Genomic DNA, 16,383 nt, shown 5'->3' on the forward strand with positions numbered 1-16,383 from the left:
ATCGCCCGTCACCGTGACGGCTATATCAATGAATCAGGCTTGCCTTTATACTACCGCGCGATTGTTTAGAAACTGCCCAAGTGAAACCAAATGGGAAATCTCCGGTGAAGTTCGTAAAGTATTTATTCATCCTTGCAGTCTGTTGCATTCTGCTGGGAGCAGGCTCGATTTACGGTTTGTACAAATATATTGAGCCACAGCTACCTGATGTCGCTACGCTTCGCGATGTGCGACTCCAGATCCCGATGCAAGTCTATAGCGCCGATGGCGAGTTGATGGCGCAGTATGGCGAGAAGCGCCGTATTCCGCTGACCTTAAACCAAATTCCACCTGTTATGGTGAAAGCCTTTATCGCCACTGAGGACAGCCGTTTTTACGAGCACCATGGTGTCGATCCGGTGGGAATTTTCCGTGCCGCAAGCATTGCGTTGTTCTCCGGTCATGCCTCTCAGGGGGCGAGTACCATTACGCAACAGCTGGCACGTAACTTCTTCCTCAGTCCGGAAAAGACGCTGATCCGTAAGATCAAAGAGGTCTTCCTTGCGATCCGTATCGAGCAGCTGTTGAGCAAAGACGAGATCCTGGAGCTGTACCTCAATAAAATCTATTTGGGCTACCGCGCCTATGGTGTGGGGGCTGCAGCACAGGTGTACTTCGGTAAACCAGTTGAGCAACTCACCTTAAGCGAAATGGCAACCATCGCGGGTCTGCCGAAAGCGCCTTCTACGTTTAACCCGCTCTACTCGCTCAATCGCGCCACCGCACGTCGTAACGTCGTTCTGTCCCGTATGTTAAGCGAAGGCTATATCAGCCAGAGCGAGTACGACCAGGCGCGTAATGATGTTATTGATGCCAACTATCACGCCCCTGAGATCGCCTTCTCTGCCCCTTATCTGACCGAAATGGTTCGCCAGGAGATGGTGAATCGTTATGGTGATAAGGCCTACGAAGATGGTTATCGCGTTTACACTACTGTTACCCGCAAGGTTCAGCAGGCAGCACAGGAAGCGGTGCGTAATAACGTGCTGGATTACGATATGCGTCACGGCTATCGCGGCCCGTCAAACGTGCTCTGGAAAGTGGGCGAAAGCGCGTGGGACAGCAAAAAAATCACCGGTACGCTGAAAGCGCTGCCAACCTATGGTCCGCTCCTTCCTGCCGTGGTCACTCAAGCCGATCCTCAGGAAGCCGTTGCAATGCTCGCGGACGGAACCTCAGTGTCCCTGCGTATGGATGGCATCCGTTGGGCGCGTCCGTACCGTTCAGATACCCTGCAAGGTGCAACGCCGCGTAAAGTGACCGATGCGGTACAAACCGGACAGCAAATCTGGGTGCGCAAGGTAGGTGAGGCCTGGTGGCTGGCGCAAGTTCCGGACGTTAACTCGGCTCTGGTCTCCATTAATCCTCAGAACGGCGCTGTAATGGCCCTGGTCGGTGGGTTCGATTTTAACCAGAGCAAATTTAACCGTGCTACCCAGGCACTGCGTCAGGTCGGTTCCAATATCAAGCCGTTCCTCTACACTGCCGCGATGGATAAGGGCCTGACCCTTGCCAGCATCCTTAACGACGTTCCCATCTCTCGCTGGGATGCCGGTGCCGGTTCCGACTGGCAGCCGAAGAACTCCCCGGCGGAATATGCCGGCCCTATTCGTCTTCGTCAGGGTCTGGGACAATCGAAAAACGTGGTAATGGTGCGTGCCATGCGCGCGATGGGCGTCGACTATGCTGCCGAGTATCTGCAACGCTTCGGTTTCCCGGCGCAGAACATCGTTCGCACCGAATCGCTGGCGTTAGGCTCAGCCTCCTTTACACCGCTTCAGGTTGCACGCGGATACTCGGTAATGGCCAACGGTGGCTTCCTGATTGATCCGTATTTTATCAGTAAAATCGAGAACGATCAGGGCGGCGTACTGTTTGAAGCGAAGCCGAAAATTGCCTGTCCTGACTGCGATATTCCGGTCATTTACGGCAATACGCCGAAATCTGACGTGCTTGAGAACAAGGACATGGAAGACGTTGCCGTGTCTCAGGAGCAGCAGAATGGCGTTGTGCCACAGCCACAACTGGAACAGGCGAACCAGGCGCTGGTGGCGCAGACAGGTGCACAGGAGTATGCCCCGCATGTGATCAACACGTCGCTGTCATTCCTGATCAAAAGCGCGCTGAACACTAACATCTTCGGTGAACCAGGCTGGCAAGGTACCGGCTGGCGTGCAGGACGTGATTTGCAGCGTCATGACATCGGCGGTAAGACAGGGACAACCAACAGCTCGAAAGATGCGTGGTTCTCCGGCTACGGCCCGGGTGTGGTGACCTCAGTCTGGATCGGTTTCGACGATCATCGTCGCGACTTAGGCCGTACAACGGCATCTGGCGCGATTAAAGATCAGATTTCCGGCTATGAAGGCGGTGCGAAAAGTGCGCAACCTGCCTGGGATGCCTATATGAAATCTGTTCTTGAAGGTGTTCCAGAGCAGCCGCTGACGCCACCACCAGGCGTGGTGACAGTCAATATCGACCGCAGTACGGGCCAGCTCGCCAACGGCGGGAATAGTCGCGAAGAGTATTTCATCGAGGGCACGCAGCCAACCACACAGGCGGTGCATGAGGTGGGTACTGAGATTATTGATAACGGCGAAACGCACGAGCTGTTCTAAATAAAAATGCCCGATAAAAATCGGGCAAAGCATCGCAGGCCGGGTAAGGCGAAGCCGCCACCCGGCTTTTTTGTGGCCTACAGTCGCCCCTGCCCCTTCAACCACTCCCGTACCAGGAATAGTGCACTCACATTACGCGCTTCGTTAAAGTCCGGGTCTTCCAGCAAATCCATCAGGTGTGCTAGCGGCCAGCGAACCTGCGGCAACGGCTCCGGCTCGTCTCCTTCCAGCGATTCTGGATAGAGATCTTCGGCTACCACGATATTCATTTTGCTGGAAAAATAAGAGGGTGCCATGCTCAGTTTTTTCAGGAACGACAGCTCATTCGCGCCAAACCCCACCTCTTCTTTTAGCTCGCGGTTTGCCGCTTCAAAGACAGTTTCACCCGGGTCGATAAGCCCTTTCGAGAACCCAAGCTCGTAAGACTCCGTTCCCACAGCGTATTCGCGGATCAAAATCAGATGATCGTCGACAATAGGAACAATCATCACCGCTTCGCGCGCAGAGGGGCGCATACGCTCATAAACGCGACGCACACCGTTGCTGAACTCCAGGTCCACGCTTTCGACATTAAACAGGCGCGATTTTGCGACAGTTTCAACATTCAGAATGGTGGGTTTTTGTAGTGGTTTGCTCATCTTGACGGGTCTTAGCAGTGAGAACGGGCTTTATTGTGCGATATGCCGCACGGTTTCGGCAATGTCAATCGTTCTTTATTTACATTTATGCAACGTAATAAAGATCAATCCTCAATTCAAAACAAATGTCAAGAGGTTGAAATGTTTCCAGGAATTTGCTGATATCGCGCCATAACAGGCTTTGCTATCATCATCGGTCACTGGGATGCGCTTCAGAATGCTCAAGTTCGACTCCATACTTGCCGATAGCCAACCACAGACTCTCATTCAATATTAAAGGTGCTACAGACTACACCTGTAAGAAGATAAGTAAGATGGGGAAAGCATGAGCACCATTTTGATTGTTCTCGCTGCTATGCTGGCCGGCGCATTGTTTGCAGGATGGGTATACAGGCGTCGCATACAACGCCGTTACCGGTTGCCTTTTTTAAATGCGTTCGCTGGCGCAACGACGCGTAAACTCACGCAGGACGAGCGCGATGCAGTTGAAAACTATCTCGAAACGCTGAACCGTTCTCAGTTAACCCCTGGGCCGACGGGAGCCACTACTGCGCCAGTCTCACTTAAGCTTAATGCGCAAAGTGATACCGTGCTGTGCCTGACGCGCTCCATCACGCGCTATGGCATCACCACCGATGATCCCAACAAATGGCGCTATTACCTTGATTCTGTCGAAGTGCATCTGCCCCCATCCTGGGAGCAATACATTACTGACGAAAACAGCGTTGAACTGATCCACACCGATTCATTACCTCTGGTCATCTCGCTTAACGGTCACACGCTGAGTGAATACCTTCAGGAAGCACCGAGCTTTGCGCTGGAGCGTGCAAGTTCAACCCAGGCTTCCATCCGTGGCGAAGAGTCAGAGCAGATCGAACTGCTGAATATCCGCCAGGAGACGCATGAAGAATATGCCCTGAGCCGCCCGGATGGCATTCGTGAAGCCATCCTGATCGTTGCCGCTTTCCTGCTCTTTTTCTGCTGTCTGCTGACGCCGGATGTGTTTGTGCCCTGGCTGGCTGGCGGAGCGGTGTTACTGTTGGCTGCCGGGCTTTGGGGGCTTTTTGCCCCACCAGCAAAAACCTCGTTGCGTGAGATCCACTGCCTGCGCGGTACGCCGAAGCGCTGGGGTCTGTTTGGTGAAAACGATCAGGAGCATCTCAACAATATCTCACTCGGCATTATCGACCTTATCTACCCGCGCCACTGGCAACCATGGATTGCGCAGGATTTAGGACAGAAAACCGATATTGATATCTACCTTGACCGCCACGTTGTGCGTCAGGGCCGATTTTTATCTCTACATGATGAAGTGAAAAATTTCCCGCTCCAGCACTGGTTACGTAGCACGGTTATTGCCGGAGGCGCCGCGCTGGTCTTTGTCATGCTGCTGCTTTTCGTGCCGCTGGATATGCCCATCAAATTCACCCTTTCGTGGATCAAAGGGGCGCAAACCATCGAAGCGACCAGCGTCAACAAACTGGATGAAGCCGGTGTGCGCGTAGGAGACACGCTGCGCCTGAAGGGAACCGGGATGTGTAATATTCATACCCCAGGGGCGTGGAATACGCGCCAGAACTCACCGTTCATGCCGTTCGATTGCTCGCAAATCATCTGGAACGACGCGCCGCCGCTGCCGTTGCCGGAATCCGAAGTGGTGAATAAAGCTACCGCCCTCACTCAGACGGTCAACCGCCAGTTACATCCGAAGCCGGATGATGATTCGCGCGTCAGCCCTGCGCTGCGCTCAGCCATTCAGAAATCAGGCATGGTTCTGCTGGATGATTTTGGCGACATCGTTCTAAAAACGAAGGATTTATGCTCCTCGCAGGACGAGTGTGTGCGTCTCAAAAACGCCCTGGTAAACCTGGGGAACAGTAAAGACTGGGACGCGCTGGTGAAACGTGCCGAAGCGGGTCGGCTGGATGGCGTCAACGTGCTGCTGCGTCCGGTTAGCGCGGAATCGCTGGACAACCTGGTGGCCACTTCGACGGCACCGTTCATGATGCGCGAAACCACCCGTGCGGCTCAGGCGCTGAACAGCCCGGCACCGGGTGGCTTTGTCATTGTCAGTGATGAAGGTAGCGACCTGGTCGATCAACCTTATCCGCAGGTTGCGCTTTATGATTACCCGGCACAAGAGCAGTGGAGCCAATTTCAGCGCCTGGCGCAGATGCTGATGCAAACGCCGTTCAGTGCCGAAGGGATCGTCACGAGTATTTATACTGATGCCAACGGTACCCGTCATATCGTTCTGCACCGGATGCCGGATAGCGCAGGTTTGTGGCGCTACATTGGTACCTCGCTGCTGATGCTAGCCATGCTGTTCTCCATCTTCTGGAACGGTTTTATGGCCCTGCGTCGCTACCAGCGCTCACGCACCCGGCTGGCTGACATCCAGCAATATTACGAAAATTGCCTCAATCCTAAGCTGCTCCCCTCCTCTGAGAGCCTGATCTGATAACGTCCTTGCGCGACAAGATGTGCTACCCTGTCGCGCACGTTTCTTCTGGCTGGAGTACCCCTTATGCATCTTGATATCGCCTGGCAGGAGGTTGATACCGTTCTGCTGGATATGGACGGCACACTGCTCGATCTCGCCTTTGATAACTATTTCTGGCAAAAGCTGGTTCCGGAAACCTATGGCGAACAGCAGGGGATCTCCCCGGCAGAAGCGCAGGCATTCATTCGTTCGCAATATAGCGCGGTGCAGCATACGCTAAACTGGTACTGTCTTGACTACTGGAGCGAACGCCTCGGTCTGGATATTTGTGCCATGACTACCGCTCAGGGTCCACGCGCCGTGCTGCGTGAAGATACTGTACCTTTTCTGGATGCGCTGAAAGCCAGCGGCAAGCGCCGTATTTTGCTGACCAATGCGCATCCTCATAATCTGGCGGTAAAGCTGGAACATACGGGTCTGGCTTCACACCTTGATTTATTACTTTCTACCCACACATTTGGTTATCCGAAAGAGGATCAGCGGTTGTGGCACGCGGTGAAGGAAGAGACGGGTTTGCAGCCTGAACGTACGCTGTTTATTGACGACAGCGAGCCCATTCTGGATTCCGCAGCCACCTTTGGCATTCGCTATTGTCTGGGGGTCACTAATCCTGACTCTGGCCTGGCTGAAAAAAGCTATTTGCGCCATCCGGGGCTGAACGACTACCGCCAGATGATCCCCTCACTCACCGTGAAGGAGACGCCATGAAAGAAAAACCCTCTGATGGGGTAAGACTGGATAAATGGCTGTGGGCAGCGCGTTTTTATAAAACACGCGCCCTTGCCCGCGAGATGGTTGACGGCGGAAAAGTGCATTACAACGGCCAGCGCAGCAAACCGAGCAAGCTGGTTGAGTTGAATGCCACCCTGACGCTGCGTCAGGGCAACGATGAACGAACGGTGGTGATTAAAGCCATTACCGAACAACGGCGGCCTGCGACCGAAGCCGTACTGCTTTATGAAGAGACGGCTGAAAGCATTGAAAAGCGAGAGAAAACCGCGCTGGCGCGCAAAATGAACGCGCTGACTATGCCACACCCGGACCGGCGGCCGGATAAAAAAGAGCGCCGCGATCTGATGAAATTTAAACACGGTGAGACTGAGTAACCTCACCCGCACGAGAGACTAAAATGGCCCAACACGACCAATTACACCGCTATCTGTTTGAACAATTCGCCGTGCGCGGCGAGCTGGTCACCGTATCCGAAACCTGGAAACAGATTCTGGAAAACCACAACTACCCGCTGCCGGTGAAGACCCTGTTGGGCGAACTGCTGGTTGCCACCAGCTTGCTGACGGCGACGCTGAAATTCGCGGGTGATATCACCGTACAATTACAGGGTGATGGCCCGATGACGCTGGCGGTGATCAACGGCAATAACCAGCAGCAGATGCGCGGCGTGGCACGCGTTCAGGGCGATGTACCTGAAAATGCAGATTTGAAAACGCTGGTGGGTAATGGCTACCTGGTGATCACCATCTCCCCTGAGGAAGGTGAACGCTATCAGGGCGTGGTCGGTCTGGAAGGCGATACGCTGGCGGCCTGCCTGGAAGATTACTTCATGCGTTCTGAACAGCTGCCAACCCGCCTGTTCATTCGCACCGGTGAAGTGGACGGCCAGCCTGCTGCGGGCGGTATGTTGCTGCAGGTTCTGCCTGCGCAGGACGCACAGACCAATGATTTCGAGCACCTGGCGACGCTGACCGAAACCATCAAAGCGGAAGAGCTGTTCAACCTGTCGGCGACCGACGTGCTGTGGCGTCTGTATCACGAAGAAGAAGTGACCGTTTACGACCCGCAGTCAGTAGAGTTTAAGTGCACCTGTTCACGTGAACGCTGTGCCGGCGCACTGAAGACGCTGCCGGATGAAGAGATCGACAGCATCATGGCGGAAGACGGCGAAATTGATATGCACTGTGACTACTGCGGTACGCACTATGTGTTCAATTCGATGGATATCGCTGAGATCCGCAATAACGCCTCCCCGGCAGACCCACAGGTTCACTAATACTTTCCCCTCTCCCCTTTGGGGGAGGGGGAAAATCCCCGCCCATGCTGAATCGTTTTCATAATGTAACTCTTACGTAATTTTCTTACGTGTATGCGATTACATTCACATTCCTTCCGATAATATCACCAGCCTTTAACCTTTTCGGAACATTTTCCCCAACCAAAAAGCGATTCCTGCGATAATCCGCCTGCCCTGTGACTGGAGTCGCAGCGTTTTCCGTTAGTAAGGGTTTTGTCCAGATGCGTAAATCTATGAGCCCCGTCGCGGTTAACAACCTCAGAAAAACCCTACAATTTCAGGTAGTACATATTGGCTAAGGAGCAGTGATATGCGTGTTACTGGTTTAACCCCGCAAGATCTCAAGGCTTATGGTATTAACGACGTCCAGGAAATCGTCTACAACCCCGACTACGATACGCTGTATCAGGAAGAGCTCAATCCAGCCCTGGAAGGATACGAGCGCGGTGTGTTGACGAATCTTGGTGCTATCGCCGTCGATACCGGTATCTTTACCGGTCGTTCGCCGAAAGATAAGTATATCGTCCGCGACGAAACCACCCGCGATACGCTGTGGTGGGCTGACAAGGGCAAAGGGAAGAACGATAACAAACCGCTCTCCCCGGAAACCTGGCAGCATCTGAAAGGGCTCGTCACCCATCAACTTTCCGGCAAGCGTCTGTTCATTGTCGATGCTTTCTGTGGCGCTAACGCCGACACCCGTCTCTCCGTGCGTTTTATTACCGAAGTGGCCTGGCAGGCGCATTTCGTGAAAAACATGTTTATTCGTCCAACCGACGAAGAGCTGAAGAATTTCACCCCGGATTTCATCGTGATGAACGGTGCGAAATGCACTAACCCACAGTGGAAAGAGCAGGGTCTGAACTCCGAAAACTTTGTTGCCTTCAACCTGACCGAGCGTATCCAACTGATCGGCGGTACCTGGTACGGCGGCGAAATGAAGAAAGGGATGTTCTCCGTCATGAACTACCTGCTGCCGCTGCGGGGCATCGCCTCCATGCACTGCTCGGCTAACGTCGGTGAAAAAGGCGACGTGGCAGTGTTCTTTGGTCTTTCCGGTACCGGGAAAACCACCCTGTCCACCGATCCGAAACGTCGTCTGATTGGCGATGACGAACACGGCTGGGATGACGACGGTGTATTCAACTTTGAAGGCGGTTGCTACGCGAAGACCATTCGCCTGTCTGAAGAGGCCGAGCCGGATATCTTCCACGCTATTCGTCGCGATGCGCTGCTGGAAAACGTCACCGTGCGTGCCGATGGCTCCATCGACTTCGACGATGCGTCGAAAACGGAAAACACCCGCGTCTCTTACCCGATCTACCACATCGACAATATCGTGAAGCCGGTGTCAAAAGCGGGTCATGCCACGAAGGTCATTTTCCTGACGGCCGATGCGTTCGGCGTGCTGCCTCCGGTGTCTCGCCTGACGGCCAGCCAGACACAGTACCACTTCCTCTCTGGTTTCACCGCTAAGCTGGCGGGTACCGAGCGCGGCGTGACAGAACCCACCCCAACCTTCTCAGCCTGCTTCGGCGCGGCATTCCTGTCGCTGCACCCGACGCAGTACGCTGAAGTGCTGGTAAAACGCATGCAGGCTTCCGGCGCGCAGGCGTACCTGGTGAACACGGGCTGGAACGGTACCGGCAAGCGTATTTCCATCAAAGATACGCGCGCCATTATCGACGCCATTCTGGATGGTTCTCTGGATAACGCTGAAACCTTCACGCTGCCAATGTTTGATCTGGCGATCCCAACAGAGTTACCGGGTGTGGATACGCATATCCTCGACCCACGCAACACTTACGGTTCGCCGGAACAGTGGCGCGAGAAAGCGGAATCGCTGGCGAAGCTGTTTATTGAGAACTTCGAGAAGTACACCGATACCTCGGCGGGTGAAGCGCTGGTGAGTGCGGGACCGAAGCTGTAGGTAAAAGCAAAAAGGCAACGAAAGTTGCCTTTTTTAATGTTTTCTCCCTCTCCCCGTGGGAGAGATACCGTCTTGCCGGTTATCCGGCAAGCGGTATTTCAGCATTAAATTCATGCCCGGATTTCACCACACCATAAGCCAGTTGCAGTAATTTCCTCATTCCGGCACATACTCGTTCTTTTCCTGTCTTTCCCCGGGCTGCAAGCCTGTCCATCAGGTTTTTCACCACCTCATTGCATCTTCCTGCCACAATCGCTGGCATATACAGTGCGCTGCGTAGCTCTGCATGGCCCACTTTCGACAGCCTGCTTTTTCCTTTCCACATCCCTGACTCACAACGACGCGGATTCAGACCGGCGTATGCCACCAGAGCTTTGCTGTCGCTGAACCGTCGCAGGTTACCTGCGAACGCCAGCAGGCTCACACTCAGCATGTCTCCTATTCCGGGGATACTCTTCAGTAGCTCCCGGTCCCGCTTCAGATCCGGGTTGTCATCGATGTGCCGGTTGATTTTCTTGTGCGTTTCTTCAATCAGTTCCTCCAGCATCGCAACGTGTTCATTCAGGGAAGGAACAATGACTTCATCCGCTGCTTCAAGACGATTTATCTCCATCTGACGCATCTCTTCCAGGTTACGCAGGTGGCGCACCAGAGCTGTCAGTTGCCGTTCGCTCAGCGGAGCAGGATGCCAGGGGCGGGCTGATGCAGGGCGCAGTAGCGTGCTATCAGCGCCGCGTCGCTTTTGTCCGTTTTATTGCGGGTCAGTTCAGTGCTTGCGAACGCATGGATACGTGCCGGGTTTTCAAGGCTGACGCAGCAGCCATTATCGGCCAGCAGGGTGGCCAGTTCAGTGCTGTAGCAACCTGTTGCTTCCATGCAGACGTGGCAGTCGCCAAAACGTGCCAGCCAGTTCAGGAATTCACGGCATCCGGCAGACGTATTAGAGAATTTTTTGGTTTTGTACTTCTGATTTGGCAGCAGGACAGCAACATCAAATTTGAGTTTGGCAATATCAACGCCGACAGGGACAAGATTCATCATGGCACTCCGTAACCTTATGAATAATATCGCCGGACCATCCTTATATGTGGGTGCTCAGGGCACAGGATACCGTTCGGTCTTGAGGCGACAGGGAAACGGGTTACCGGGGCATAATCTCTCCCGCGGGCTCAGGGGCGCCAGGGCCGGGTGATGCTCACCGGTAACCTCCCGATGATCAATCGGGGATCTTCTCCGCCGGAGCAGAGAAGATCAATACATAAGGGCCGGGGTGAGGGCATCAGGCCGCACCCTTTTGTTAACTCTCTTTCACCTGCCCGCGCGTCACCGGTACCGGCAACCAGGCGCGAATGCTCAACCCGCCCCGCTCGCTGGTGCCAATCTCCAGCAACCCGTTATGGTTATCGATGATACGCTGTACAATCGCCAGACCTAAACCTGTACCGCTGGTGCTGCGCGCGCTGTCGCCACGCACAAACGGCTGGAACAGATGCTTACGCTGCTCAGGCTTGATGCCCGGACCATCGTCTTCCACCTGGAACCAGGCGCGGTTAAGTTCAGACCCGCTGCTGACTTTAATCCAGCCATTGCCGTAACGCGCCGCATTGACCACCATGTTGGCAACCGCACGTTTGATAGAAAGCGGATGCATGCGAACCTGGATCTCCCCCGCCTGAAGGTCGGTATCAATCTCGCGCTCGTAGCCGCTTTCCGCCGCCACCACTTCGCCCAGCACCGCGTTCAGATCCGCCATCTCCATTGGCATCTCCTGGCCGGTGCGCAGGTAGTCGATGAACTGCTCAATGATGGCATTACACTCTTCGATGTCCTTGTTGATGGACTCGGCAAGATAGCCGTCCTCTTCCCCCATCATCTCCGTCGCCAGACGGATACGCGTTAGCGGTGTGCGCAGGTCATGGCTCACACCGGCCATCAGCAGCGTACGGTCATCTGCCAGTTGCTTCACACCGGCCGCCATATGGTTAAACGCACGCGTCACCGAACGGACCTCAGAGGCACCATACTCACGCAATGGAGGAGGAATAATCCCTTTACCGACCTGCAGCGCAGCGTGCTCCAGGTCGACCAGCGGTCGGTTCTGTATACGAATAAACAGCCAGGCTCCGCCTATCGCCAGCAGCATAATCGCCAGGGTGTAGCGGAATATCGGTGAGAAGTCGCCCTGATGGATTTCGGTCAGCGGAACGCGAACCCAGATATTGGGTGACAGCCAGGTTTTCAGCCAGACAACAGGCGAGCTTTTGTTGACCTCGACGCGCACTTCCGTCGGGCCGCCGAGCTGCTGCGCCATCTGCTGGCTAAGGAATTCATAATGCTGCGCCCAGCGCAGGCCCGCGTCTTCCGCCGCTTCGTTTGAGTAGAGAGAAATACCCAGCTCACGGTAAATTTCACGACGGAAGGCAGGGGGGACAACCAGCTGCGTGCCATCCTCCAGCTGCAGCTTATCGGTCATCAGCATACGCACTTCGTAGGCCAGGACCTTATTAAACTGCTGGAGGCTCGGCAGGATCGCAAAGTTCAGCACCACCAGATAGGTCGTCACCAGGCTGACGAACAGCAGGGTGACGATCAGTAACAGGGTGCGGGCAAACGAGCTTCGCGGCGAGAAGCGCATTCGCCTCATGCTTTAGAGCCGTCCGGAACGAACACGTAGCCCAGACCCCAAACGGTCTGAATATAACGAGGATGCGCCGGATCTTCTTCCACCATGCGGCGCAAACGAGAGATCTGCACATCGATGGAGCGTTCCATTGCGGAGTATTCGCGGCCACGCGCCAGGTTCATCAGCTTGTCACGGGACAGAGGCTCACGTGGGTGGCTAACCAGTGCTTTGAGAACTGCGAACTCGCCGCTGGTGAGTGGCATAGGTTCGTCTTCACGGAACATCTCGCGCGTGCCGAGGTTCAGTTTGAACTTACCGAAGGCAATGACAGCCTCTTCCTGCGACGGTGCGCCAGGCAGTTCATTTGCCTGACGGCGCAGTACGGCGCGAATACGTGCCAGCAGTTCACGCGGGTTAAACGGTTTTGGAATGTAGTCGTCAGCACCAATTTCGAGGCCCACGATACGGTCAACTTCCTCGCCCTTCGCCGTCACCATGATGATCGGCATCGGGTTGCTCTGGCTACGCAGACGACGGCAGATAGAGAGCCCATCCTCACCTGGCAGCATCAGGTCGAGCACCATCAGGTGGAAAGATTCACGGGTCAGCAGACGATCCATCTGCTCAGCGTTCGCGACGCTACGAACCTGGAAGCCCTGCTCGGTCAGATAACGTTCCAGCAGCGCACGCAGGCGCATGTCGTCATCCACGACCAGAATTTTGTAGTTCTCTTGCATTGTATTTACTCCCAAAGGTTCGGATAGTCTTTGTAACAGCGTATTCTAAAAAAGTGCACGTGTTCGACCAGCTAATTCTGGTATAAATTCTAGTCGAAATTGTTACAAAGCATATTTAACAGCAGCTTATCTGCTCATTTCATCACATAAATCATTATTAATCCTGTCTGTTACACTGTGTGGTACGTATTGTGCGCAAGACAGAAAACCGGCAGCAAAGGCTTTACCATGAAAACGCCCCTGATCACCCGCGAAGGGTACGAAAAACTCAAAAAAGAGATGGATTACCTGTGGCGCGAAGAGCGTCCTGAAGTGACGAAAAAAGTCACCTGGGCCGCGAGCCTGGGCGATCGCAGCGAAAATGCTGATTATCAGTACAACAAGAAGCGGCTGCGTGAGATCGACCGTCGGGTACGCTATCTGACGAAATGCCTTGAGAACCTTAAAATTGTCGATTACTCCCCGCAGCAGGAGGGCAAAGTGTTCTTCGGCGCATGGGTGGAGATTGAAAACGATAACGGCGATACCCTGCGTTTTCGCATCGTCGGCTACGATGAAATTTTTGGTCGAAAGGATTACATCTCCATCGACTCCCCGATGGCCCGCGCGCTGCTGAAAAAGGAAGTGGGCGACCTGGCCGTCGTTCAGACCCCTGCCGGTGAAGCCAGCTGGTACGTCAATGAGATCGAGTACGTAAAATAGTCTGAGAGCGCCCTCCACGGCTGGCATTTTGCCGTGTCAGCCCGTATAACTATCCCCTGATTTTTGACCCACAAGATGATAAAGCCATGATGAAAGATTCGCTCTGCCGCATTATTGCGGGTGAACTTCAGGCCAGAGCCGAACAGGTAGAAGCTGCCGTTCGCCTGCTTGATGAAGGGAACACCGTGCCGTTTATTGCACGTTATCGTAAGGAAGTCACCGGCGGTCTGGATGACACACAGCTACGTAACCTGGAGACCCGTCTGGGTTATCTGCGCGAACTGGAAGAACGTCGTCAGGCGATCCTCAAATCCATCGGCGAACAGGGTAAACTGACCAGCGAGCTGGAAAGCGCTATTAACGGTACCCTGAGCAAAACCGAACTCGAAGACCTCTATCTGCCGTACAAACCAAAGCGCCGCACGCGCGGGCAGATTGCGATTGAAGCGGGTCTTGAGCCGCTGGCCGACCTGCTGTGGAACGAACCTTCCCACGATCCAGATACCGAAGCGGCGAAATTCATCGACGCTGACAAAGGCGTAGCGGACACCAAGGCCGCCCTCGACGGCGCGCGTTATATTCTGATGGAACGCTTTGCCGAAGACGCCGCCCTGCTCGCCAAAGTACGTGATTACCTGTGGAAGAATGCCCACATCGTCTCGACCGTCGTCGCGGGTAAAGAGGACGAAGGCGCGAAATTCCGCGACTACTTCGATCACCACGAACCGATTTCAACGACCCCGTCTCACCGTGCGCTGGCAATGTTCCGCGGCCGCAACGAAGGCGTGCTGCAGCTTTCCCTGAATGCCGACCCTCAGTTTGACGAGCCGCCGAAAGAGAGCCACTGCGAGCAGATCATCATCGATCACCTCGGCCTGCGTCTGAACAACGCCCCGGCAGACAGCTGGCGTAAAGGTGTGGTGAGCTGGACGTGGCGTATCAAAGTGCTGATGCACCTCGAAACCGAGCTGATGGGCACCGTGCGCGAGCGCGCCGAAGATGAAGCGATCAATGTGTTTGCCCGCAACCTGCACGACTTGCTGATGGCCGCCCCGGCGGGCCTTCGCGCCACCATGGGTCTCGATCCGGGTCTGCGTACGGGCGTAAAAGTGGCGGTAGTTGACGGCACCGGTAAGCTGGTGGCAACCGACACCATCTATCCACACACTGGCCAGGCAGCGAAAGCGGCTGTCGCAGTGGCAGCACTGTGCGAGAAATACAACGTGGAGCTGGTTGCTATCGGCAACGGTACGGCGTCCCGCGAAACCGAACGTTTCTACCTCGACGTGCAGAAACAATTCCCGAAAGTAACGGCGCAGAAAGTGATCGTCAGTGAAGCGGGGGCATCCGTCTATTCCGCATCTGAACTGGCGGCGCAGGAGTTCCCGGACCTGGACGTTTCTCTGCGCGGCGCGGTCTCTATCGCTCGTCGTCTGCAGGATCCGCTGGCAGAACTGGTGAAGATTGACCCGAAATCCATCGGTGTGGGCCAGTATCAGCACGACGTGAGCCAGACTCAGCTCGCCCGTAAGCTGGATGCGGTGGTGGAAGACTGCGTAAACGCCGTCGGTGTAGACCTGAATACCGCCTCAGTTCCCCTGTTGACCCGTGTTGCAGGCTTAACCCGCATGATGGCGCAGAACATCGTCGCCTGGCGTGATGAGAACGGTCAGTTCCAGAACCGTCAGCAACTGCTGAAGGTGAGCCGTCTGGGACCGAAAGCCTTTGAGCAGTGTGCGGGCTTCCTGCGCATCAACCACGGTGATAACCCGCTGGATGCCTCAACCGTTCACCCGGAAGCGTACCCGGTGGTAGAACGCATTCTGGCTGCCACTCAACAGGCACTGAAAGACCTGATGGGTGATAACAGTGCGCTGCGCAACCTGAAAGCCGCGGATTTCACCGACGATAAATTTGGTGTGCCAACCGTCACTGACATCATCAAAGAGCTGGAAAAACCGGGCCGCGATCCACGTCCTGAGTTCAAAACCGCGACCTTTGCCGACGGCATCGAGACCATGAACGACCTGCTGCCAGGCATGGTGCTGGAAGGCGCGGTGACCAACGTCACCAACTTTGGCGCATTTGTGGATATCGGCGTGCATCAGGATGGCCTGGTCCATATCTCATCCCTTGCCGACAAGTTCGTTGAAGACCCGCACACCGTGGTCAAAGCGGGCGATATCGTGAAGGTCAAAGTGCTGGAAGTGGATTTACAGCGCAAACGAATTGCCCTGACCATGCGTCTGGATGAACAACCCGGCGAAACCAACGCGCGCCGTAGCGGCAATGGTGGTGGCCGCGAGCAGCAGCGCCCGGCCGCTAAAGCCGCGAAACCGCGTGGGCGTGATACTCAGCCTGCAGGCAACAGCGCGATGATGGATGCGCTGGCGGCCGCGATGGGTAAAAAACGCTAACCTCTCACCCTCTCCCCACAGGGGAGAGGGGATCGCGCAGTACGGTATATTCTCTCACTCCTTTATTTAAACCAATAATTAGCACGCCATTAACAAATAGGCCGCTTCTCTCGTCGCCGCATATTCAGCAAATATTGAGCAAGGTCA

At 54.9% G+C, this 16,383-nt stretch carries 13 protein-coding genes; 8 read left to right on the forward strand and 5 right to left on the reverse strand.

Features of this window, described 5'->3' with window-relative positions:
• Positions 1-104 precede the first annotated feature (104 nt).
• The gene (gene mrcA, locus ACLHV9_RS22785; protein ID WP_407221096.1) at positions 105-2,657 is read left to right on the forward strand and encodes a peptidoglycan glycosyltransferase/peptidoglycan DD-transpeptidase MrcA; all 2,553 of its coding nucleotides are present in this window, start codon (positions 105-107) and stop codon (positions 2,655-2,657) included.
• A 77-nt stretch (positions 2,658-2,734) separates the two neighbouring features.
• Here mrcA and nudE read toward each other — a convergent pair whose 3' ends face one another.
• The gene (nudE, locus tag ACLHV9_RS22790) at positions 2,735-3,295 is read right to left on the reverse strand and encodes an ADP compounds hydrolase NudE (RefSeq protein WP_108091125.1); all 561 of its coding nucleotides are present in this window, start codon (positions 3,293-3,295) and stop codon (positions 2,735-2,737) included.
• A gap of 325 nt (positions 3,296-3,620) precedes the next feature.
• Between nudE and ACLHV9_RS22795 the strand changes: the two genes are divergently transcribed.
• From ACLHV9_RS22795 to pckA, 5 genes are all read left to right on the forward strand, one after another.
• A complete protein-coding gene (locus ACLHV9_RS22795) occupies positions 3,621-5,756 on the forward strand; it encodes an intracellular growth attenuator family protein (RefSeq protein ID WP_407221097.1) in 2,136 nt (711 codons plus the stop codon).
• Between the two features lie 66 nt (positions 5,757-5,822).
• Positions 5,823-6,506 carry a GMP/IMP nucleotidase gene (gene yrfG / locus ACLHV9_RS22800; protein ID WP_049007368.1) on the forward strand — a complete coding sequence of 228 codons (684 nt, stop codon included), beginning with the start codon at positions 5,823-5,825 and terminating at the stop codon, positions 6,504-6,506.
• Positions 6,503-6,904, forward strand: coding sequence for a ribosome-associated heat shock protein Hsp15 (gene hslR / locus ACLHV9_RS22805; protein WP_023333710.1), 402 nt, complete (start codon positions 6,503-6,505; stop codon positions 6,902-6,904). Before yrfG ends, hslR begins: the two co-directional genes overlap by 4 nt.
• Positions 6,905-6,927: 23 nt before the next feature.
• Positions 6,928-7,806 carry an Hsp33 family molecular chaperone HslO gene (gene hslO / locus ACLHV9_RS22810; protein WP_023309492.1) on the forward strand — a complete coding sequence of 293 codons (879 nt, stop codon included), beginning with the start codon at positions 6,928-6,930 and terminating at the stop codon, positions 7,804-7,806.
• Between the two features lie 331 nt (positions 7,807-8,137).
• Entirely contained in the window at positions 8,138-9,757 is a 1,620-nt protein-coding gene (gene pckA / locus ACLHV9_RS22815; RefSeq protein WP_407221098.1) for a phosphoenolpyruvate carboxykinase (ATP), read from the forward strand.
• Positions 9,758-9,836: 79 nt separating this feature from the next.
• Here pckA and ACLHV9_RS22820 read toward each other — a convergent pair whose 3' ends face one another.
• The 4 genes from ACLHV9_RS22820 to ompR all read right to left on the reverse strand — a co-directional run bounded on the left by ACLHV9_RS22820 (position 9,837) and on the right by ompR (position 13,117).
• On the reverse strand, positions 9,837-10,406 hold the full coding sequence (locus tag ACLHV9_RS22820) for a transposase (protein ID WP_407221099.1): 570 nt from the start codon (positions 10,404-10,406) through the stop codon (positions 9,837-9,839).
• A 23-nt stretch (positions 10,407-10,429) separates the two neighbouring features.
• Positions 10,430-10,798: an IS110 family transposase gene (locus ACLHV9_RS22825; RefSeq protein ID WP_410397563.1), complete on the reverse strand. Its 369-nt coding sequence runs from the start codon at positions 10,796-10,798 to the stop codon at positions 10,430-10,432.
• Positions 10,799-11,054: 256 nt separating this feature from the next.
• Complete coding sequence (envZ, locus tag ACLHV9_RS22830; RefSeq protein ID WP_410376078.1) at positions 11,055-12,401, reverse strand: two-component system sensor histidine kinase EnvZ; 1,347 nt, start codon at positions 12,399-12,401, stop codon at positions 11,055-11,057.
• A complete protein-coding gene (gene ompR, locus ACLHV9_RS22835) occupies positions 12,398-13,117 on the reverse strand; it encodes a two-component system response regulator OmpR (RefSeq protein WP_001157751.1) in 720 nt (239 codons plus the stop codon). Before ompR ends, envZ begins: the two co-directional genes overlap by 4 nt.
• A 228-nt stretch (positions 13,118-13,345) precedes the next feature.
• Here ompR and greB point away from each other — a divergent pair, with 228 nt between their 5' ends.
• Both greB and ACLHV9_RS22845 read left to right on the forward strand, forming a co-directional pair.
• On the forward strand, positions 13,346-13,819 hold the full coding sequence (greB, locus tag ACLHV9_RS22840; protein WP_022649631.1) for a transcription elongation factor GreB: 474 nt from the start codon (positions 13,346-13,348) through the stop codon (positions 13,817-13,819).
• Positions 13,820-13,905: 86 nt separating this feature from the next.
• Entirely contained in the window at positions 13,906-16,236 is a 2,331-nt protein-coding gene (locus ACLHV9_RS22845; RefSeq protein WP_407221101.1) for a Tex family protein, read from the forward strand.
• Positions 16,237-16,383: the final 147 nt, after the last annotated feature.

Source organism: Enterobacter sp. CPE_E890 (assembly GCF_046521475.1).
Lineage (GTDB): Bacteria > Pseudomonadota > Gammaproteobacteria > Enterobacterales > Enterobacteriaceae > Enterobacter > Enterobacter adelaidei.